The 19,039-nt window shown below is 41.1% G+C and carries 21 protein-coding genes; 11 read left to right on the top strand and 10 right to left on the bottom strand.

The annotated features are described in order from the left end of the window. Positions 1-274 precede the first annotated feature (274 nt). The 6 genes from ebsA to AC5JL8_RS36720 all read left to right on the top strand — a co-directional run bounded on the left by ebsA (position 275) and on the right by AC5JL8_RS36720 (position 3,902). Positions 275-649: a type IV pilus biogenesis protein EbsA gene (ebsA, locus tag AC5JL8_RS36745; protein ID WP_495884612.1), complete on the top strand. Its 375-nt coding sequence runs from the start codon at positions 275-277 to the stop codon at positions 647-649. A gap of 208 nt (positions 650-857) precedes the next feature. Next, on the top strand, positions 858-1,952 hold the full coding sequence (locus tag AC5JL8_RS36740; RefSeq protein ID WP_495884611.1) for a phosphotransacetylase family protein: 1,095 nt from the start codon (positions 858-860) through the stop codon (positions 1,950-1,952). A 56-nt stretch (positions 1,953-2,008) separates the two neighbouring features. Next, positions 2,009-2,149: a hypothetical protein gene (locus AC5JL8_RS36735; RefSeq protein WP_495884610.1), complete on the top strand. Its 141-nt coding sequence runs from the start codon at positions 2,009-2,011 to the stop codon at positions 2,147-2,149. 129 nt (positions 2,150-2,278) lie between these two features. Next, entirely contained in the window at positions 2,279-2,782 is a 504-nt protein-coding gene (locus AC5JL8_RS36730; protein WP_495884609.1) for a DNA recombination-mediator protein A, read from the top strand. 122 nt (positions 2,783-2,904) lie between these two features. After that, entirely contained in the window at positions 2,905-3,324 is a 420-nt protein-coding gene (locus AC5JL8_RS36725; RefSeq protein WP_495884608.1) for an MAPEG family protein, read from the top strand. 86 nt (positions 3,325-3,410) lie between these two features. Next, complete coding sequence (locus tag AC5JL8_RS36720) at positions 3,411-3,902, top strand: YajQ family cyclic di-GMP-binding protein (protein WP_495884607.1); 492 nt, start codon at positions 3,411-3,413, stop codon at positions 3,900-3,902. A 48-nt stretch (positions 3,903-3,950) separates the two neighbouring features. Here the strand turns inward: AC5JL8_RS36720 and AC5JL8_RS36715 are convergent, their stop codons facing one another. Together AC5JL8_RS36715 and AC5JL8_RS36710 are read right to left on the bottom strand one after the other, a co-directional pair. After that, positions 3,951-5,180, bottom strand: coding sequence for an FAD-dependent oxidoreductase (locus tag AC5JL8_RS36715; protein WP_495884606.1), 1,230 nt, complete (start codon positions 5,178-5,180; stop codon positions 3,951-3,953). 163 nt (positions 5,181-5,343) lie between these two features. Then, a complete protein-coding gene (locus AC5JL8_RS36710) occupies positions 5,344-5,808 on the bottom strand; it encodes a hypothetical protein (RefSeq protein WP_495884605.1) in 465 nt (154 codons plus the stop codon). Between the two features lie 496 nt (positions 5,809-6,304). Between AC5JL8_RS36710 and AC5JL8_RS36705 the strand changes: the two genes are divergently transcribed. Next, entirely contained in the window at positions 6,305-7,021 is a 717-nt protein-coding gene (locus AC5JL8_RS36705; RefSeq protein ID WP_495884604.1) for a tetratricopeptide repeat protein, read from the top strand. Between the two features lie 215 nt (positions 7,022-7,236). Here AC5JL8_RS36705 and AC5JL8_RS36700 read toward each other — a convergent pair whose 3' ends face one another. Together AC5JL8_RS36700 and psaM are read right to left on the bottom strand one after the other, a co-directional pair. Beyond that, complete coding sequence (locus tag AC5JL8_RS36700; protein WP_495884603.1) at positions 7,237-7,650, bottom strand: slr1601 family putative cell division protein; 414 nt, start codon at positions 7,648-7,650, stop codon at positions 7,237-7,239. 252 nt (positions 7,651-7,902) lie between these two features. Next, entirely contained in the window at positions 7,903-7,992 is a 90-nt protein-coding gene (gene psaM, locus AC5JL8_RS36695) for a photosystem I reaction center subunit XII (protein ID WP_495884661.1), read from the bottom strand. Between the two features lie 196 nt (positions 7,993-8,188). Here psaM and AC5JL8_RS36690 point away from each other — a divergent pair, with 196 nt between their 5' ends. Further along, positions 8,189-9,454 carry an FGGY-family carbohydrate kinase gene (locus tag AC5JL8_RS36690; protein WP_495884602.1) on the top strand — a complete coding sequence of 422 codons (1,266 nt, stop codon included), beginning with the start codon at positions 8,189-8,191 and terminating at the stop codon, positions 9,452-9,454. A 53-nt stretch (positions 9,455-9,507) separates the two neighbouring features. On the opposite strand, the gene srmL is transcribed toward AC5JL8_RS36690, so the two are convergent. The 4 genes from srmL to AC5JL8_RS36670 all read right to left on the bottom strand — a co-directional run bounded on the left by srmL (position 9,508) and on the right by AC5JL8_RS36670 (position 13,612). Next, complete coding sequence (gene srmL / locus AC5JL8_RS36685) at positions 9,508-10,521, bottom strand: PheS-related mystery ligase SrmL (RefSeq protein WP_495884601.1); 1,014 nt, start codon at positions 10,519-10,521, stop codon at positions 9,508-9,510. Between the two features lie 372 nt (positions 10,522-10,893). Continuing rightward, positions 10,894-11,865 (bottom strand): N-acetylglucosamine kinase, encoded by a 972-nt coding sequence (locus tag AC5JL8_RS36680; RefSeq protein WP_495884600.1) that lies wholly within the window; start codon positions 11,863-11,865, stop codon positions 10,894-10,896. A 52-nt stretch (positions 11,866-11,917) separates the two neighbouring features. Then, positions 11,918-13,183 carry an MFS transporter gene (locus AC5JL8_RS36675; RefSeq protein ID WP_495884599.1) on the bottom strand — a complete coding sequence of 422 codons (1,266 nt, stop codon included), beginning with the start codon at positions 13,181-13,183 and terminating at the stop codon, positions 11,918-11,920. A gap of 39 nt (positions 13,184-13,222) precedes the next feature. Next, on the bottom strand, positions 13,223-13,612 hold the full coding sequence (locus AC5JL8_RS36670) for a GxxExxY protein (protein ID WP_495884598.1): 390 nt from the start codon (positions 13,610-13,612) through the stop codon (positions 13,223-13,225). Between the two features lie 117 nt (positions 13,613-13,729). Here AC5JL8_RS36670 and AC5JL8_RS36665 point away from each other — a divergent pair, with 117 nt between their 5' ends. Together AC5JL8_RS36665 and AC5JL8_RS36660 are read left to right on the top strand one after the other, a co-directional pair. Further along, entirely contained in the window at positions 13,730-16,738 is a 3,009-nt protein-coding gene (locus AC5JL8_RS36665) for a valine--tRNA ligase (RefSeq protein ID WP_495884597.1), read from the top strand. A gap of 119 nt (positions 16,739-16,857) precedes the next feature. Continuing rightward, positions 16,858-17,301: an HmpF-related protein gene (locus AC5JL8_RS36660; protein ID WP_495884596.1), complete on the top strand. Its 444-nt coding sequence runs from the start codon at positions 16,858-16,860 to the stop codon at positions 17,299-17,301. Positions 17,302-17,432: 131 nt separating this feature from the next. On the opposite strand, the gene AC5JL8_RS36655 is transcribed toward AC5JL8_RS36660, so the two are convergent. Further along, complete coding sequence (locus AC5JL8_RS36655; protein ID WP_495884595.1) at positions 17,433-17,756, bottom strand: hypothetical protein; 324 nt, start codon at positions 17,754-17,756, stop codon at positions 17,433-17,435. Between the two features lie 323 nt (positions 17,757-18,079). Here AC5JL8_RS36655 and AC5JL8_RS36650 point away from each other — a divergent pair, with 323 nt between their 5' ends. Continuing rightward, a complete protein-coding gene (locus AC5JL8_RS36650) occupies positions 18,080-18,577 on the top strand; it encodes a GNAT family N-acetyltransferase (RefSeq protein WP_495884594.1) in 498 nt (165 codons plus the stop codon). A 191-nt stretch (positions 18,578-18,768) separates the two neighbouring features. On the opposite strand, the gene AC5JL8_RS36645 is transcribed toward AC5JL8_RS36650, so the two are convergent. Continuing rightward, positions 18,769-19,035, bottom strand: a complete 267-nt coding sequence (locus AC5JL8_RS36645) for an NIL domain-containing protein (protein ID WP_495884660.1) — start codon at positions 19,033-19,035, stop codon at positions 18,769-18,771. Between the last annotated feature and the right edge of the window lie 4 nt (positions 19,036-19,039).

Genomic DNA, 19,039 nt, shown 5'->3' with positions numbered 1-19,039 from the left:
GGGGATGTTTAAGTGTTATTGCCCCCAGCTTCAATAAAAGCCAATGCGACCCTATTGTAACTGACATTCTTATATTTCTTCACAGTAGCTTTTATTGCTCATCCGATTACCGGGGTTTAGTCTTCATCACATGGTGCTAGTGGAATGCAGTCAAATCCAAATTTCCCCATCGCTTCATCTCCTTAGTATGTGTAAACAGAAACTTTTTGGGAATACTTACTATTGACACCCACTGACATCTCCAGTTGTCGACTAACTTGAGGAATATTCAACGATGTCTATTGAGCAACTCCAGCCAGCCAGCCAGCAACAAGCAAGTGTTTACTTACCCTACATTCAAGGCAGCAAGCGCAATTTTTTACCCTATGCTATCAGTCTCTATCAAAAAGGTGTTTTGGAAGGACAGCGCAAAATAGAAGCCAGCGACAATATTCCCTTTGTCGCCACCTGGAATGTTGCCAGCCTACCTTCAGACTTAACGCGTTGTCGAATACAGTTTGATGGCGATGCTGAACTAAGTTATGAACTGATGATGGCAAGTTTCGAGTTTATTAGTTATTTAATTGAATTGATGGACAACTATAAGCGCCATCGCGTAACCGATTTTTCGCAAGCTTTTTATCGCAAGCTGCTGCGTGTAGATGAATAAAGCCACCTTAAGCGCCAAAAACTAATAATTATGGATATTGGTAATCCTATCGCCCGAAAAAGCCCCTATTATCAGCCCTACACTCCCTCGATAGTTGGGCAATAACTCCTGGAAGTCAGGTTTGTAGCAACAGCGATCGCGAAGTTCGACCTAAAATTAGGAAACACCAAGCTAGGTTCTACTTCCTTTTGAAATTAGGAGTGCATGTGTGCCAAAATCCGCAAAATGTTTGCTGATTGGATCAACTGAGACTTATAGCGGTAAATCTGCTACAGTCCTAGGTTTATCTTATCAGCTACAGCAAAAAGGGTTGGATATTAACTATGGCAAACCCCTAGGTACGTGTTTGAATGTATCTGGCGGCAGCGTGGTTGAAGAAGATGTCCAGTTGATTACTCACAGCCTGAATCTACCAGAAAGCCGTATTGTACCCACAATGCTGGCTTTGGATGAAGTAAGTGTGCAAAAACGCTTATGCGGCGAAGATAAAACCAATTATCAACAGTCTTTATTGCAGCAATATTTGCAAATGCCTCAAGGAGATTTGGTGTTGCTAGAAGGGGCTGGTGATTTGGAAGAAGGTAAGTTGTTTGACTTATCTTTGCTGCAAGTGGCTGAAGTATTAGATGCTACTGTATTGTTGGTAGCACGTTATAAATCGCTGCTTTCGGTTGAGGCACTGTTATCTGCTAAAGAACGTGTAGGCGATCGCTTGATTGGTGCTGTAATCAATGATATCCCTACCGAACAATTAGAAACTGTAGCAGATGTCTTGCGGCCGTTTTTAGAACAGCAGGGCATTCCTGTGCTGGCAATGCTACCAAAAAGTGATTTGTTACGCAGTGTCAGCGTTGGCGAACTAGTAAAGCAGTTAAATGCTGAAGTTCTTTGCCGCAGCGATCGCTTAGATTTGATGGTGGAAAGTTTAGCAATTGGCGCGATGAATGTGAACGCCGCTGTCAAATATTTTCGTAAACGCCGAAATATGGCAGTTGTGACAGGAGGCGATCGCGTGGAAATTCAGCAAGCTGCTTTGGAAACTTCTACCCAATGCCTGATCCTCACTGGACAGCTACCACCTCCACCATTCATCCTCAGTCGCGCTGAAGAACTAGAAATCCCCATTTTGTCTGTTGATTTAGATACTCTCACGACTGTAGAAATTGTTGATCGTACTTTCGGACAAGTCCGCGTTCACGAACCGATTAAGGTACAGTGCATTCGTCAGCTGATGAGCGAGCATTTTGACCTTGAGCGCTTGCTATCTAAATTAGGGTTAAGTCCGGCAGCAGCGCTACCGTAGCCTTATCTACTAAAAAATTCAGAGCATAAATGCTCAGTTATCAGTTAGAGGGTTTTATGAATGCTGAGGGTACAGTTGGTTCGCTATCACCATCTAAGCGGTACTTCCAGAATCCACAAAAACTAACAGAACCAGCCAAGTTTCAGTATCTAACTCTCCTGAATGCTATTAGTTACGAAACGCATTGGATGGCTTGATCACACCGAGCCATCCAACTACTGAGCCAAACATTTGAGAAAATGTAACAATGTCTAACTCAAGTAGGCTTCGCACTTACACTCTGTTTGGTAAAATAGCTGGGTTGTTTAATCTGATTACGTCCATCTTTGAGCCAGTCAACAGACCTCATCAACCTCGATACATTAGCGCAAGAACTGGCGACAATCCAGCAAACAGGTTCTAAACGAATTGCCTTGCTGGGTTCGCGTCATGTCCCAATTACGCATCAGAATCTGATTGAAATGATGACCTATGCCTTAGTTTTATCAGGCAATCGAGTCATCACCTCTGGCGCGACAGGTAGCAATTCCGCTGCCATCCGGGGAGCAATGCGGGCCGACCCCAATTTGTTGACGGTGATTCTACCCCAAAGCTTAGAACGCCAGCCCCATGAATCGCGTCAGCAACTAGAACAGGTAATGCATCTAGTAGAAAATCCCAGTAACGATAATCTCTCCCTCGCTGAAGCGAGTTACATTTGCAATAAGGAGATAGTTTCCCGCTGCCAGCAACTGATCTGCTTTGCGTTTCACGATAGTCGCACTCTCCTACAAACTTGTAGAGATGCAGAAGAACAAAGAAAAGTGGTAACGCTTTTCTACTTTGACTAAAGAGAGCCTGAGTTCGTGTAAGTGTAATTATGGCAATGGGCAACTCCGTATGGTAATGAGTAATCAGTTTTTCTAATTAATCATTACCAAATAAAATTCACGGACAATTATCTATTAGGTTGATGACGCTACTACAACCGCCTGTTTCTGCTGTTTTTTTATATAGTATTGCTGCCGCTGCGGTACTAATTTATCTACCGTTTTTGCTGGTAGGTTATGCGCGTGTTCGTGTCGGTTACGATATGTCCGCTCCTCGCGCCATGTTTGATAAATTACCGCCATACGCTCAAAGAGCTAGCTGGGCACACCAGAATTCTTTTGAAACGTTTATAGTGTTTACTGCGGCAGCATTGATGGCATACGTTACAGGCGTTAATTCTTCAACAGCAGCAGTGGCAGCAATCGCCTTCGTTGTAGCTCGGTTGCTATACTCGATTTTTTATATATTGAATATACCCCCTTTGCGATCGCTGATGTTTGCCATTAGCTCCCTTAGCTCTGGCACTCTCATGGCCTTAAGTATCATCCAAGTTAATAGCTAGAGGGAGTAAGCAATTCAAATTTCAAAGTGAAAGAATACTAGCTCTCATCGCTATTCACATCTAACATCTCAAATCCAAAATGTGCTATGGCTTCTAATTATTCCTTTGACATCGTGAGCGAATTTGACAGACAAGAATTGGTCAACACTGTCGATCAAGTTGTGCGAGAAATCAAAGGCCGTTACGACCTCAAAGATACTGCTACAACTGTCGAGTTAGGTGAACAAAGCATTGATGTTAGTACCGACAGTGAGTTTACTTTAGATTCTGTTCATAACATTCTCCGAGAAAAAGCCGCTAAACGTAATCTTTCCCAAAAAATATTTGATTTTGGCAAAGTTGAATCAGCCAGCGGTAACCGTGTACGTCAGGAAATCAAACTCAAAAAAGGTATTAATCAAGAAGTTGCCAAACAAATTTCTAAACTGATTCGAGACGAATTTAAAAAAGTACAAGCCTCAATTCAAGGTGATGCAGTGCGGGTGACTGCCAAATCTAAAGATGAGTTACAAACTGTCATCCAGCGTCTGAAGCAAGAAGATTTTCCTGTAGCTTTGCAATTCACAAATTATCGTTAAAACCATGTAGAGGTAGGGCTATGCCCTGCCTTACTAGTGATGATATTGCTAATATTTAGATGAAAAAAAACTTAAACTCAAACTTTTTCGTAAAAATGATAGGCTTTTAACTGCCAGCCTAATTAAGAATATTTTAGAAAAACTTTCAAATTTATAGTTAAAAAGTAAATCTACAATTTCATCAATATTTAGAAATTTAAGGTAAGTGATTGATCTGTCTACTAAACTATCACTATCAAGCAGATACTTCTTCATTCCTAGCTTTTCGGAAATTATCCACTTTTTATAAAAAACTTTATACATTTCTTGTTGATAATTTTTGAAGTCTACTAATTCCCCATCTAAATATTGATTTATATATTTAAAAGCAATTTCGGCACTATGCATACCATGTCGAATCCCCTCACCACCCAAAAAATTTACTGTTGATACAGCATCTCCAATAGCTATGATATTATTTTTATAATAATTGTCTTTAAGCCCTTTACTATACTTTAAGGTTCCCCCATGAATCTCAAGTATTTTGTAGCTTTTAGGTTTAATATATTCTTTTATGATTAGTTCAATATAATATTTAATAGGTTCTGGGTTTGGAATTAATTCATGTTGAGAATTTAGCGATCCAGCCCCTACTTTTAATTTAAATTTTTCCATAGGAAATACCCAAGAATATCCTTTGGGCATCCATTTATGACCGAGGAAAAAAGTTAGCTGGTCACATTGTTTTTCATAATCTTCCTCTTCTACTTCTATCAGGTATTCAATTCCTGTACCGCTGTAGAAGAATGGCTGCTCCTCTTTTTTGTTATACATTACAGCCCTGGATGGTCCAGTTGCATCGACTAAGACCTTGGCTGTAACTCTAATCTCTCCTTCTTTTTTTGATTTTAAAACTATGATAGTTTGGTCTTCTTCTACTTTTTTAAGATAAAAACATCCCATCCAAACTTCGCCGCCATGGGCTATAACTTGATTTGCTAAATATTCTTTTAATTTAGAAAAATCTAAAACTACACCAAGAAGTTTTGAAGACTTCCAAGTTTCATTAAGATTTGTAGTTACAATTTTAATTCCTTTCCAAAAGCTACCTATTACTTCATTAGGTAAATCAAACTTTGCCAATGTTTCTATAGGAGTCCCTGCACTGGAGAAGCTATTTACAGAAAAATTTTCATATCGTTCTACTAACAAAACTTTGCGGCCAGCTTTAGCTAGTAATCTCGCACAGTGTCCCCCAGCAGGGCCTGCTCCTACAACTACTACATCAAAACTCTTCATAAAGTTTATATATAAAATATTATGAAATAATATGATAAAACCGATTAATACGGCTTGGCATTACTTTTGAAAATTGACATTTCCTTTAGAATAAATTTTTGAATTCTCTTAAAGCTACGCGGTAAATAGTAGCTAATCAGAGAATTCTTTCAGATGACTAAGTTCAGAGAACTTTATGAGTGTGGGAATGCTGTTTAACGTTGTCTTCTTTGGTAACTACTCTGGTGGCGTTAAGCACTCGCTTGCGTTCAGTAGAATACTTGAAGTCTGTATAACTTGTACCCAAGGGAATTAGAGATTTAGCACTTTCACGACGCTTGTAGGTACGAGCAGCAGCAAATACTCGTGGCACAAATTCATCTCCAATTTGAGCCGACTCTGGAAAGCCTGCTGGCAACAACGGCGTATCATTGTCTAACACAGTTCCTAAAGTTGTCGCGCAAGCCAGTTTATAGGAGGTTGGAATACCCTTCAACAGCGCTTCCAAAGCAGCAGAGGGTATAGGTTCAATAACTTCGATTTGATGAACTTCTCCATCTTCCTTGACAAAGCAGGTTGCCAAGCCGACAACAATGTAATCATCAGCATTTAAATCTGGAGCATTAGGATAAGAAATTGCAGTTGTCATAAGAAAATTTTTTCAAACCTTAAAAATCAGAGCAAAAGATTAGGGAATGGTGAAAGCTGAAGAGATATTGCTGATTCCACATGCTTTTCAAGCTTTTTCACCTAAATAGTTGTTGCCACGTTGCACTAAAAACTAGGGGGAAACACAGCAACGCTAGGAGGTTGCTTTTGCATTCTTGGCATTGCCGTGTTCCTGTGTTCTCTTTTTAGTCTCTAATGAACGGCTTGTTGGCATTCTACCAAGTTGTCGCTCTCACGACTTGACTAGTCATTAAGATTGATATTTGCTTTTTCTGGAATTTAACTTGGGGATGAGGTATCTATTATCAGGTTTGGGGATTAATTATTGGTGTGGGGCGAAGTTTTTCACTTGCCGCGGTGGGTTTTGAATTTTGAGTATCCCTTGACACTCTCACAACTGAGCTATTAGCAAAACTAGCCGCAGAACACAATTTATATTTTGCTTTCAAAAAGTTAATTGTATTGTGCAGGATAATATGAGTAATATCTCGTCTTTGGCTTCTGGAGATCAGCAAAATAACGTTTATAAATTAGTTATAAATGATACGTTAGGTAATCAAGAGCATCGAGCTAACGGTCGTGAGAAATTAGCCTTAGAGGATAGTTATTTACGCTCTTGTGCTTTGAAGTTGGCTCAAAAAGGAGATTACGCTGAGGCGATCGCACTGTTAAATCAACTGATTCACCGCCATCCTCAAAATGCCGTTGATTACAACAACCGAGGGCTGATTTATTTTCAAAGTGGTGAAACACAAAAAGCAATTGTTGATTATAACACAGCATTGCAGATTAATCCTAGTTTGGCTAGTGCTTATAATAACCGGGCGAATTACTACGCTGCTTGTGGAGAATTAGTAGCAGCGATCGCCGATTATGATCGAGCGATTGATTTGAAACCTAGCCATGTTCGGGCCTGGATTAACCGAGGTATTACCCTGCGCGATTTGGGGCAATACGAAGAGGCAATAGAGAATTTTGAGGTCGCACTACTTTTCGGGCAACTAGAAGGGCACATTTGGGCAGAGAGAGGCAGAACCTATCATTTGTGGGGGGATTGGAATTGCGCGATCGCTGATTATCGTCGTGCCCTTACTCTACTACCCAGCGGCAAAAGGTATGTTCCTGGTTGCCGCTTGCGTTTACAACTAGAAAATTGGTTAAACGAGCTGCTATCTCCTCAGCATCCTGAGTAGATTAAGTTGTTGAGGTAATTAAAAATTCAAAGTTATTATTTGAATTTTTCCGTAGAGCCTAGCAACCCTTAATCACTAATGGCTAATAGATGATAACTAAGCAGTTCTTTAACAATTAGCTATTAACTATAAACAGTTAGCTAATTTACCTAAAAAAGCGTTGATACAAAGCTACAAAGTAAATAACTTTAATAATTTTAAGTACGCTATTTTCCTTAAGGTGATGACTCTGGTTGAGCAACTTCTTCTGTTTTATCCTGATTCATCAGCACGATTTGACGTTGGTTAGGATCAAATCGGTATCCTTGTTGTTGCATAATGCTTTTAGCTTGATGGGGATCGAAGTTGCGGCTAAATTGCGCCTGCAAAAGATTGACACGTCCTTCCATCTGCTTGACTTCAGTACGAATTTCTCGCAATTTTTCTTGCTGTAACCTGTGATGAGGTAAAAGTTGCATCAAGGCAGAAACTGCTGCCGCTGCGATCGCAAGATTCACTACTGTCTTGACTGACACTTCCAGAGCCATTACTTTATGAGACCTCTGGCGAAGATGTCGCTTTGGACGAGGAGCGACCCGAGGTTTTTGTATGGGTTCTTGCGGGGGACTGGACGGTTGAAACGCGTTCATGATAATAAAAACGACCTCGTAAATTGAAGGAGAACAGCGTAAAAAGCCTACTTCCACAGATTACAGCTTGATTTAGCTGCCATATTACTTCATTTTTAGGAAATTGCTACACGTGTGTTCAAAGCCAAAAAATAAACCTGGCATACGTAAGTAGCTTTCGTAGATAATTGACGGCATAAAGCCGCAAGTATCTAGAACTTGCACCCCGTAATGCCAGGATTATCAGTCTAATAACTGTGTCACACTGTGACTTTATTTGTAAAGTTCGGTAGATAACCGCCAAGCCAGAATTCCTGGAATCAGCGCTACAACCAGAGCGATGTAGACTTGGGTATCTGATATGGATGTCACAGCCAGGTACAGGGTATTTGATATAGGCATGGTTGGAAACCTCCTAAACTCAATGCATTTTGAACAGTTCGTTTACTACTTTTCCTTGTTTTGCCAAATTTGTGGAATATATTGTTACAAGATGCAACAAAAGCAGAAATTAATCAGTAGCTATTAGATATTCTTTTTTAGAAAAATATATAAATCTATGGATTTGTTTCTAGGGATCGACTTCGGTACTTCTGGCGCGAGAGCTATAGTAATCAACGATGAAGCTTGCATCCAGGCAGAGGCGAGGTATCCTTGGAAAGTTTCAGCTAACTCTGATTTGTTAAGTGTCTGGCAAACGGCTTTATTTACGCTTCTAGAATCGATTCCTGAGGGCTTACGGCGAGGAATTAGAGCGATCGCCATTAACGGGACTTCTTCCACTATCTTGCTGGTAGACGCCGCTGGTAATCCTGTAGATGAACCTTTGTTGTATAACGATGGGCGGGGATCGGTAATGCTAGAACAGTTGAGGAGCGTTGCACCGCCAAATCATACAGTATTAAGTGCTACATCTAGCCTAGCTAAAATTCTATGGATGTTGCAGTTACCAAGTTTTACCAAAGCGCGATATTTCCTACACCAAGCAGACTGGCTAGCATTTCTTTTGCATGGACGCTTAGGTATTAGCGACTACCACAACGCCTTAAAGCTGGGTTATGACGTTGAACAGTTAAAATACCCAGAATGGTTAGGAAAGCTGGAAATTCCAATTCCGTTACCTGAAGTTTTAGCTCCAGGTACTCCAATTGCAGAATTACGCCCGGAAATTACGACTCGTTTCAGTTTTCGTCCTGATTGTCTAGTTTGTGCTGGCACGACTGATAGCATTGCCGCTTTTCTCGCCAGTGGTGCAAAATTACCTGGTGAAGCCGTGACATCTTTGGGTTCAACATTGGTACTTAAGCTACTAAGTCGTAACCGTGTTGAAGATTCACGCTACGGAATTTATAGCCATCGTCTAGGCGATTTGTGGTTGACTGGGGGTGCTTCTAATACGGGGGGTGCAGTTCTACGACAATTCTTCACAGACGCTGATTTAGCAAGCCTTAGCCGTGAAATTGATCCTGCCGTAGCCAGCCAGTTGAATTATTATCCATTGTTAAAAGCAGGCGATCGCTTTCCAATTAATGATCCCAATCTACCCCCACGATTGGAACCACGTCCAGATAATCAAGTGGAGTTTCTGCATGGGTTGTTAGAAAGTATTACCCGCATAGAGGCACGAGGGTACGAATTGTTACAGCAACTAGGGGCTGATCGGTTAACCCATATTTACACTGCTGGCGGTGGTGCAGGGAATAATACTTGGACTATTATTCGTAGGCGGTATTTAAAAGTGCCTGTAGTCTCCTCAAAACATACGGAAGCAGCTTATGGGACAGCGCTTTTAGCAATGCGGGGGATAGGGAGTGCTGAGTGCTGAGTTCTGAGCTATGAGTTAATAAGTATTAGTTACTCCCTTTGTCCCCCTTCCTCTTATTCACCTTGGTGAATTTTTTGATAAACCAAATCCCGCAGAATATTGGCTTTTTGATTAGTAATAGACGCGTGTAGACTCCTGAGAGTCATCCGCACCAGCAAGTTTTTCTGATGGGGTTGGATACCCAGACGTTGAATCGCTTTTTCTGAAAGTTCCTGGTAGAAAGTTTCGCTTAATATTGCCACAGACTCTAATAGTTCAGCATCATTAACCAACGCCTCTACTATCTGTTCGCAAATATCCTCTAAATCCGTATCTATCCCGGTGACAATCGACATATCTCGGCTGATACTGGGTTGATTAGATACCTGATTATAGGTTTCCAGGTTCATCATCTGGGCAGCTATTTGGGGATGGGTGCTTCGTAGCAAGCGAATATCATCTATCCCCTTTACTAACATCGCCAGACGATCTAATCCCCAACCTGATGCTAATCCTGTATAGCCAGGTTGTAGTAAACCAGGATGAATTTCCCCACATTCTCCTACCTCAATCCAATTACCATCAACTAACACTTCAATTTCTAAACCGTTGCAGGTATATGGGTGTGAGGTTTCATTTAGGCGATAGGAAACGCCTGGAAGAATTGCGTTGAGAATAACAGCAATTAATTTAATTAAAGCTTCTCTACCCAATTTTTGACGTTGGCTAATCAACCACACATCCATTTGGTGTGGTTCCCCGACATGGCGCTTATCCACCACATCACGACGGTAACAAATACCGGGGTGGAGAATGAGTTGTTCCCCCTGTAGGTGAGGAAGTAACTCTGGCATGATGACAGTAGTATGAGTTCTTAGTAGCCTACCGTCGCTGAGGTAACGGGTGTATTTGGAGGAACGCGATAAACTTTCACTGGGGATATAAAGCTTATCGTAGTTGTTGGCGATCGTGGTGATGGGAGAGGAACGCCAAATTGTTGGTTCAGGATAACCGGATGCTTGCAGAACTTCGGCTATTTTGTAGACGATGAGATTAATGGCGTGAATACCATTTGCCGGGTTCGTCAAGTCCGGCTTAAGAAGTCCAGGTGGTTCATTTTTTGCCTCTTTTGATATTTTTTGTAATATGAATGTAATATGGCACGGCGAATGGCCGCATCACTCAATTGGGTGAGTTTTAGATAGACTGTGGTTTTATGGCGGAAGATTGAGGAACGAACCACAAAGGACGCAAAGAGCGCGAAGATAAGACTAGGAAAAAGAGAGAAGTTTGTTTAAGAAGGTTTAGCCTCCTTCTCTGTGTCACGCCAGTTGCTACAACGCGGCGGCACTTCCTACCCTGCGGGAAGCCGCTTCGCGTCTACAAGTCGGCAAAGCCGCCCAACGGAGTGCCTTGGGAACCCGCGCAACGCACTGGCTCCTCTGTGCCTCTGCGGTTCGTTAAAGATTCTTTCCTGCTAACTTCTGCAAGGCCAAAAAACCAGCACCACAAGCAGGTTCATGCTTGGGAGATATCACTTTTACTTCAGAAAACTGCTTACCCAGAGATGCTGTAAACCTCTCATGCATCTTGGATTTACCTTGCCACACACTTCCGGTAGTGACTACTTCTAAAACTGGGCGATCGCTAAAAATTTCATCAATAACTGTAGAAGTAGCTGTCACTAGATATTGCACAGCATCATCAATAATTTTATTCGCTACTTCATCGCCTAAAGCTGCTGCTAAGTCTACAATTTGTGCTAAAGCAGCTATTTCTGTAACTCCCCAGTTTCGGCGATAGATTAATTCAATTAAACCATCTATACTTGGCAATTCAAGATAAACTTTAAAAATCTCTAACAGACTTGTTGGTATTCCACTTCCGTCATAAGCTTTTAATGCAGCTTGCATACCAGCGATCGCAATTTTATAGGCACTACCTTCATCTCCTAAAATGTATCCCCAACCACCAACTCGCTTGGTAATTCCCTGATGATTTCGCCCGTAAACTATTGAACCTGTACCTGCTGCTACTACAATTCCTACATCATGACCAATTCCACCAACTAAAGCAATAAAAGCATCGTTGCAAATTACAATATTTGATGTTGTTAATGCCCAGCTTATAGGTAGCGATTTATTATCTTGTAATTCTTTTACTAAACCTTTTACAACTTCAATATCTTCTGCCCGTCCGACACCTGCTAAACCTAAGCAAATTGCAGAAACTTCTATAGGTTTTGTGAGATTCGGGACTTGCTCGGTTGTAGCCTGAATTGCAGATTGAATTGATTTGTAAGCTGCTTCAATACCTATACTTTGATAGTTGGATGCGCCTGCTTCACCACGGCTTATAACTTGGCGTGTTTCATCCATTAAAACACAAACAGTTTTGCTACCACCGCCATCAATTCCCAAAACATAACTCATGGATCAATTAAAAAATATTTATTTTAGAGAGTAACATATTCAGCCATTTATTTTAATTTGTAGAACGATTGGCTTCTTCTTTTAAAGGAATGAAGAATATAGCAATCATTCCAGGAATGGTAAGTAAACAAACCAAGACAAAAAATAATGGATAGCCTACTGCTTTTTGAATTGACCCACTAATTGCTCCTGGCAACATCAGACCTAATGCCATGAGTCCAGTAGATATAGCATAGTGAGAAGTTTTATATTCGCCTTTGCAAATATACATTAAATAAACACTAAAAGCTGTAAAGCCAAGACCATAGCCAAATTGTTCTAAAGATACTAGGGGATAAACTAATATCAGTGATGGTTTAGCATAAGCCATATATACATAAAACAAGTCAGGTAAATTCAAGGCTAAAGCCATTGGCAACAGGCATTTTTTTAATCCATATTTGGAAATTAATACTCCTCCTAAAATACCTCCAAAAATCAAAGACAGTACACCAAAAGTTCCATATATCCAGCCAAATTCTTCAGTTGATATACCTAAGCCTCCTTGTTCTATTTTGTCTAGCAAGAATAAGGAAGCTATCTTAAGCAGCATTGCTTCACCTAATCTGTAGAGTAAAATGAACGCTAGAATTGCCACTATTTTCTCTTGCCGAAAATATGTATTGATAACATCCCAAAAAGGTATATTGTTGGCTTCTTTCTGTGTTTGGCGTGGGGTATCTGACTCAGGTACAGGTAAAATGAAGCGATGGAAAATAAAAAGAATTGCAAATATTACAGCAGAGAATCCTATAGATATAGTCCAACTTAAAGGGATATTATTGAGGCTATTTTCCAACCGGCCAGCTACAACTACTAATAACCCGCTACCAAATAACACAGCAAGCCGATAAAATAGTGAGCGAATGCCAACAAAAAAAGCTTGTTGTGCTGGATTTAAAGCCAACATATAAAAGCCATCAGTGGCAATATCGTAAGTAGCTGAAATAAATGCACCAACCGTCAATGCTGCCAAAGATAAGAAAAAGAAATTAGGCAGTTGTAAAGACAAGGCTACTAAACTCAAACAACAAAACATGCCAAATTGAGTTACAAGTATCCATGTTCTTTTAGTTGAGTAAATATCCACAAGTGGCCCCCAAAACATTTTGATGACCCAAGGGAGATAGAGAAAACTCGTCCAAGCTGTTATTTGGTCGTTATCTATGCCTAGTTTTTTGTAAAAAATTACGGAAACGGTGCTGATGATGACGTTGGGGACACCTTCGGCGAAGTAGAGGGTGGGGATGTATGTCCAAGGGGAGGTTTGAGGTTTCATAATACGAACCGCGAAGGGCGCGAAGTACGCGAAGGAAGATTAAGAAGAGAGGATAATACGTTTTATGCCGTCTTTGAGGAGGGGGACGTTAAAGTTAATGAGAAGGCCTAAAGGGTAGTTAGTCATTTTAAGGTAGGAGATAACTTGAGCCTCATGAATGGGAGTTAAATTTTGAACAGCTTTTAACTCCACAATTAGAGAGTCTCCAACCAAAAAATCTAATTTGCCTTCACCTACTGGACGACCTTTGTAGTGTACTTTTACTGGATGCTCAAACTTATAAGGTATCCCCCGCATCAGAAATTCTTCTCTTAACGCCTTGTGATATACCTCCTCCAAAAACCCAGATCCTAATACCCTATGCACTTCAATAGCCGCCCCAATCACTTCGTAAGCTAAGTTTTCTACCCTATCGCTTAGTTGTCTCATCTTACCTTCCTCCTCTTCCTTTGTGTACTTTGCGTTCTTTGCGGTTCGTTTCCATCAAACCCTCTCCAACCCTGTGGCAAAATTTATTAGAGTCCTTCCAAACTTAGTTTTCCCAGCATGACCGCAACCATACTTAATCTCCCTAGTCTTTACGATCCCTTCTCCACAGAAGCCAAGTGGCAAAAATTCTGGGAACAGAACCAAGTTTACAAAGCCCACCCCAACAAAGGTGGCGAACCCTACTGTGTTGTAATCCCGCCGCCGAATGTCACCGGCAGTTTGCACATGGGTCACGCTTTTGAAAGTGCGTTGATTGATGTTCTGGTGCGCTACCACCGGATGCAGGGGCGTAATACTTTGTGGCTACCTGGAACTGACCACGCTAGCATCGCTGTCCATACGATGCTGGAAAAGCAACTCAAAACTGAGGGTAAAACTCGCTATGAGTTGGGGCGTGATCAATTCTTAGAACGCGCCAAGCAGTGGAAGGCAGAATCTGGCGGGGCGATTGTGAATCAACTACGACGCTTAGGCGTTTCGGTAGACTGGTCGCGGGAAAGGTTTACCCTGGATGAGGGTTTATCTAAAGCTGTGGTCGAAGCATTTACTCGCATGTATGAGGAAGGCTTAATTTATCGCGGTGAGTATTTAGTTAACTGGTGTCCAGCTACCCAGTCGGCGGTGTCTGATGTAGAGGTGGAAAATCAAGAGGTAAACGGTAATCTCTGGCACTTCCGCTATCCTCTTACGGATGGTTCTGGTTATGTGGAGGTGGCGACGACTCGACCAGAAACCATGCTGGGTGATACTGGAGTGGCGGTTAATCCCGATGATGACAGATATAAGCACTTAATTGGGAAGACACTAACTCTACCAATTCTGAATCGAGAAATTCCAATCATTGGTGATGAGTTCGTTGATCCAACATTTGGGACGGGCTGCGTTAAGGTAACTCCAGCCCATGACCCGAATGACTTTGAAATGGGTCAGCGTCACAATTTGCCGTTTATCAACATCCTCAATAAGGACGGTACTCTCAACGCCAATACTGGGGAGTTTCAAGGACAAGACCGCTTTGTTGCGAGAAAAAATGTCGTTTCTCGCCTCGAAGCAGATGGCTTTTTGGTGAAGATAGAAGATTATAAGCATACCGTTCCTTATAGCGATCGCGGCAAAGTCCCCATTGAACCTCTGCTTTCTACTCAATGGTTTGTCAAAATTCGCCCATTAGCTGACAAGTCTTTAGAATTTCTTGACCAGAAAAATTCCCCAGAGTTTGTTCCTCAACGTTGGACTAAGGTTTATCGTGATTGGCTAGTCAAGCTGAAAGATTGGTGTATCTCTCGCCAACTATGGTGGGGACATCAAATCCCAGCTTGGTACGCTGTGAGTGAAACGGACGGGCAAATCACCGATAACACTCCGTTTGTGGTCGCCAAATCAACAGATGAAGCTTGGGAAAAAGCTAAAGCACAATTTGGCGAAAATGTCCAGCTTGAACAAGACCCAGATGTGTTGGATACCTGGTTTTCTTCAGGACTTTGGCCGTTTTCAACTTTAGGCTGGCCAGAACAAACTCAGGATTTAGCAACTTACTATCCCACCACGACTCTAGTAACGGGCTTTGACATTATCTTCTTCTGGGTTGCCAGAATGACGATGATGGGTGGGCACTTTACTGGGCAAATGCCATTTAAGGATGTTTACATCCACGGGTTAGTGCTGGATGAGAAAGGTCAGAAGATGTCTAAGACCAAAGGTAACGGCATTGACCCGCTATTATTAATTGACAAATATGGTACTGATGCTCTGCGCTACACCTTAATTAGGGAAGTGGCTGGCGCGGGTCAAGATATCCGGTTGGAGTACGATCGCAAAAAAGATGAATCATCATCGGTGGAAGCTTCCCGCAACTTTGCTAACAAGTTGTGGAATGCAGCCCGGTTTGTAATGATGAATTTGGATGGACAAACCCCAGCCCAACTAGGTCAACCACTCAGTACTGAACTTAGCGATCGCTGGCTGTTATCCCGCTACCATCAAGTTATTAAGCAAACTACTAATTACATCGATAACTACGGGCTAGGGGAAGCCGCGAAAGGACTGTACGAATTTATTTGGGGCGATTTCTGCGATTGGTATATTGAACTGGTGAAGTCTCGCCTCCAACAAGGTGCAGATCCCACATCGCGGCGGGTAGCCCAGCAAACCCTCGCCTATGTGCTAGAAGGGATTTTAAAATTACTTCATCCCTTTATGCCTCACATTACTGAGGAGATTTGGCAAACTCTTACCCAACAACCAGCAGATTCAACCGAAACTTTATCGTTACAACCTTATCCCCAAGTTGATACCAACTTGATCAATACGGAACTTGAGGTACAATTTGAAATGCTGATTGGCACTATCCGCACTATTCGCAATTTACGTGCCGAGGCGGATATTAAACCAGGGGCGAAAGTGACTGTCAATTTGCAAAGTGAAAGCCCTAAAGAACGGCAAATCCTGACTGCTGGACAAGCTTATATTAAAGATTTGGCTAAGGTGGAGACTTTAACCATTGCTGACAAGTCTAATAATCAAACGGTTACACCGAAAAAACCTCTGAGGGGTTTAAAAACAATAGGTTTGATTATTGTGGGAATTGTCTTTACTAGGTTGGCTTACGCTGTTGGGAATGCAATTGATGATGTTCCTCTATTTGGAACTTTCTTTGAAATAGTTGGTCTTGTTTACACAACTTGGTTTGCTCTCCGCTATTTACTGTCGGCTCAGGCTAGACAAAGGTTTTGGGCAAATTTGTTCCAGCCAAGGACTGACAAGCATCTACCACAGACAGAACCACAACAACCCCAGGAACCAGAAAACGCGATCGCAGGTGTTGTGGGTACTGTACAAGTGGTAATTCCTCTCAAGGGTGTAGTAGATATCGAAGCGGTACGTGCCAAACTAGAAAAGAGTCTCAGCAAAGCCGAAGCAGAAGTCCAATCCCTAAGTTCCAGGTTAAGCAACTCCAATTTTGTGGATAAAGCTCCCAAAGATGTGGTACAGGGTGCGCGAGATGCTTTAGCAGAGGCTGAAAAACAAGCAGAAATTTTGCGCGATCGCCTGCGTGGTTTAGCATAGCTGCAATGAGTAATGGGTAATTTGTAAACTTACCCATTACCAGTTAGAAACCCTTGAAAAATCAGAAATCAAAAATCAAAAATTAATTTTGAGTTTTGAATTGGAGTGAAGCGACAGTCATGCTATATCTAGCTCAGGTACATAAAAACGAATTTTTAGAGCAATACCAGTTGCGCTTATTGGCGCGTCAGGAAACTGATGATCTCTGGGCGATTATCCCAGAAGAGGCTTTTATTCTTTTGGGAAAAGGAAACACCATGTGCGAGAAATTGCTGGTGTTAGTGGAGCTTTCACCCACAGGCGATATTGAAAGACTGGAAGATGCCACAAACTGGGTACTATACTTGGTGCGAGCTTATCTTTCTACTGGTATTACCCCAGACTTTTTGCAAGAGGAAGCAGAGCGAGCAGAACACTGGCGACAAGCCCTGACATTGCAAAACCAAGACTTAGCCCGTCGTTCCCTAGAATTGGAAGCCCGCCGTGAACAAATTCAAGCCCTAGAAGAGAGTCTTAAAAAAGATAGAAATAGTTTCCATAAAGAGGAGCGGGCTGAGTCTTAAATAATTCAAAATAGCAATAAATTAAAATTAGCGATCGCAAGTAATAGCAATCAGCAGTTTGTGTATTTTGGATTGTGCTATGTAGCTGATATCGTGACTTTTAAAAATTGAGATTTTGCATAAATATAATTTTATTTAGCAGCATCTTCAACATCAGTTAACGCGCAAGCAAATTCTCTAAAAGATGTTTTAATTAACACCTCTTTCATTGACCTTTCAAGAGCAGAATCACGTATAATATCTGTTAATTCTACAAATAATAAAGGAATCATAAAACGATCTTGACGATCAATCTGTTTTAAGCAAGACATTATAAATGCGTAAAGTTCTGTTTTTCTAGGTTTCGTTTGTTCTTCCCATGTTTGAAACGCTAACCGAAATGTTTTCAAGCGTATCTCGTTAATGTTGTAAGACGCATCTTTGTATCGAATTGATACGCGTTGTGGCATTTCCATAAGTTTTAGTTGAAAAACTATATATAAAATTTTATTCAGTTTTATTTTGACTTATCCGGAGAAATAGTATTTTTGTTAGCATCACTGAATATAGTGTTGATGTGAAATCATTTCGTTTTTAGGTCGCTATAAATAAGCGCAAAGGGAGAAGGGGTGAATAATTTGTAGCTGTAATTTAGGAGATTATAAAAAACTTCAGTATACAATTCCAAATTTGGCTTTTTTGCTAGCGATCGCGTATACAATCCTTTATAAACAAACTAGATATACTTATACAAGAAAGTCGAAAAGGCATGTAGTCTAAATATGCCAGATCTAAAAATATGGACGCTAACGAAATAACCCTTCGACCTGCTGTAGAAAAAGATGCACAGGTTCTTAGTACAATTCATATTGCTGCTATAAAAGCGTTACCTGCTACTTTCTACACCCAGAAACAACTGTTGGCTTGGCGCAATTACCTTGAAAAGCCTGATGGCTCAAATATGTTGAAGAATATACAGCTAGACAATTGCTGGGTTGCTGTTGAGCATGATGTAGTCGCAGGATTCGCAAGTTTCATTGTTGATGAACTTATCGCGTTATATGTTCATCCCAACCATCAAGGTAAAGGGATAGGGCGAACTTTAGTTAAACATTTTTGCAACGAAGCTAGTCAACAAGGTATAGATAAGGTGCTAACAACTGCTAGCCTTTATGCTGAAGGTTTTTATTTACGCTTGGGTTTTACTATGATCAAAAGGGAACCTCATCAGTTAAGAAAAAGGGTAGTTGTTCCAGTTGCTAAGATGAGTAAAACATTAGTTAACTCTAAAAAATGATCAAAAATATCCTCCTACATAATGAGGAGGGTATTGCAGATATTAAGTAAAAATTATTATTTTCCTTTCTCTGTGTAAGAATCAAACGAACTTATACCAATTCAAATAATGTTTGCGACATATAAATTATTCGTAAGGACGCAACATTATTGTGTCCCTACCCATCTGTCGCATTGTTTTTCAAATTGGTATTACCAATCGCCTGCTGTTGTTTCATCCCATATTTGTAAATTTAACTCTTTAAGATGGTTGAGCGCACTTTTAATTTGTGCATCTGTTCCTTGTAATTCCAGGTCAAACCAACCATCTCCAACAGCATTAGCTCCCAGAATTGCAGCAGTAATATTCACAGTTAGACCGTAATCAGACACCAGACGAGAAATCACAGGTTCCTGATGATAGTCCTTGGGAATTCTTACCCTAATGCGTTTATTGGTAAGTAAATTGTCACTAGCCATATCT

The organism is Mojavia sp., assembly GCF_059505145.1.
The sequence above is the reverse complement of the archived record's forward strand: the minus strand, read 5'-3'. Positions and strand labels throughout refer to the sequence as shown.

What these genes read in the sequence shown, in the direction of transcription:
- ebsA (WP_495884612.1), top strand. Translation starts at nt 275, where the DNA reads ATGTCTATTGAGCAACTCCAGCCAGCCAGCCAGCAACAAGCAAGTGTT.
- AC5JL8_RS36710 (WP_495884605.1), bottom strand. Translation starts at nt 5,808, where the DNA reads ATGACAACTGCAATTTCTTATCCTAATGCTCCAGATTTAAATGCTGAT.
- AC5JL8_RS36665 (WP_495884597.1), top strand. Translation starts at nt 13,730, where the DNA reads ATGACCGCAACCATACTTAATCTCCCTAGTCTTTACGATCCCTTCTCC.
- AC5JL8_RS36715 (WP_495884606.1), bottom strand. Translation starts at nt 5,180, where the DNA reads ATGAAGAGTTTTGATGTAGTAGTTGTAGGAGCAGGCCCTGCTGGGGGA.
- AC5JL8_RS36690 (WP_495884602.1), top strand. Translation starts at nt 8,189, where the DNA reads ATGGATTTGTTTCTAGGGATCGACTTCGGTACTTCTGGCGCGAGAGCT.
- AC5JL8_RS36645 (WP_495884660.1), bottom strand. Translation starts at nt 19,035, where the DNA reads ATGGCTAGTGACAATTTACTTACCAATAAACGCATTAGGGTAAGAATT.
- AC5JL8_RS36700 (WP_495884603.1), bottom strand. Translation starts at nt 7,650, where the DNA reads ATGAACGCGTTTCAACCGTCCAGTCCCCCGCAAGAACCCATACAAAAA.
- AC5JL8_RS36650 (WP_495884594.1), top strand. Translation starts at nt 18,080, where the DNA reads ATGGACGCTAACGAAATAACCCTTCGACCTGCTGTAGAAAAAGATGCA.
- AC5JL8_RS36705 (WP_495884604.1), top strand. Translation starts at nt 6,305, where the DNA reads ATGAGTAATATCTCGTCTTTGGCTTCTGGAGATCAGCAAAATAACGTT.
- AC5JL8_RS36675 (WP_495884599.1), bottom strand. Translation starts at nt 13,183, where the DNA reads ATGAAACCTCAAACCTCCCCTTGGACATACATCCCCACCCTCTACTTC.
- AC5JL8_RS36725 (WP_495884608.1), top strand. Translation starts at nt 2,905, where the DNA reads ATGACGCTACTACAACCGCCTGTTTCTGCTGTTTTTTTATATAGTATT.
- AC5JL8_RS36660 (WP_495884596.1), top strand. Translation starts at nt 16,858, where the DNA reads ATGCTATATCTAGCTCAGGTACATAAAAACGAATTTTTAGAGCAATAC.
- AC5JL8_RS36655 (WP_495884595.1), bottom strand. Translation starts at nt 17,756, where the DNA reads ATGGAAATGCCACAACGCGTATCAATTCGATACAAAGATGCGTCTTAC.
- AC5JL8_RS36720 (WP_495884607.1), top strand. Translation starts at nt 3,411, where the DNA reads ATGGCTTCTAATTATTCCTTTGACATCGTGAGCGAATTTGACAGACAA.
- AC5JL8_RS36680 (WP_495884600.1), bottom strand. Translation starts at nt 11,865, where the DNA reads ATGAGTTATGTTTTGGGAATTGATGGCGGTGGTAGCAAAACTGTTTGT.
- AC5JL8_RS36735 (WP_495884610.1), top strand. Translation starts at nt 2,009, where the DNA reads ATGAATGCTGAGGGTACAGTTGGTTCGCTATCACCATCTAAGCGGTAC.
- AC5JL8_RS36670 (WP_495884598.1), bottom strand. Translation starts at nt 13,612, where the DNA reads ATGAGACAACTAAGCGATAGGGTAGAAAACTTAGCTTACGAAGTGATT.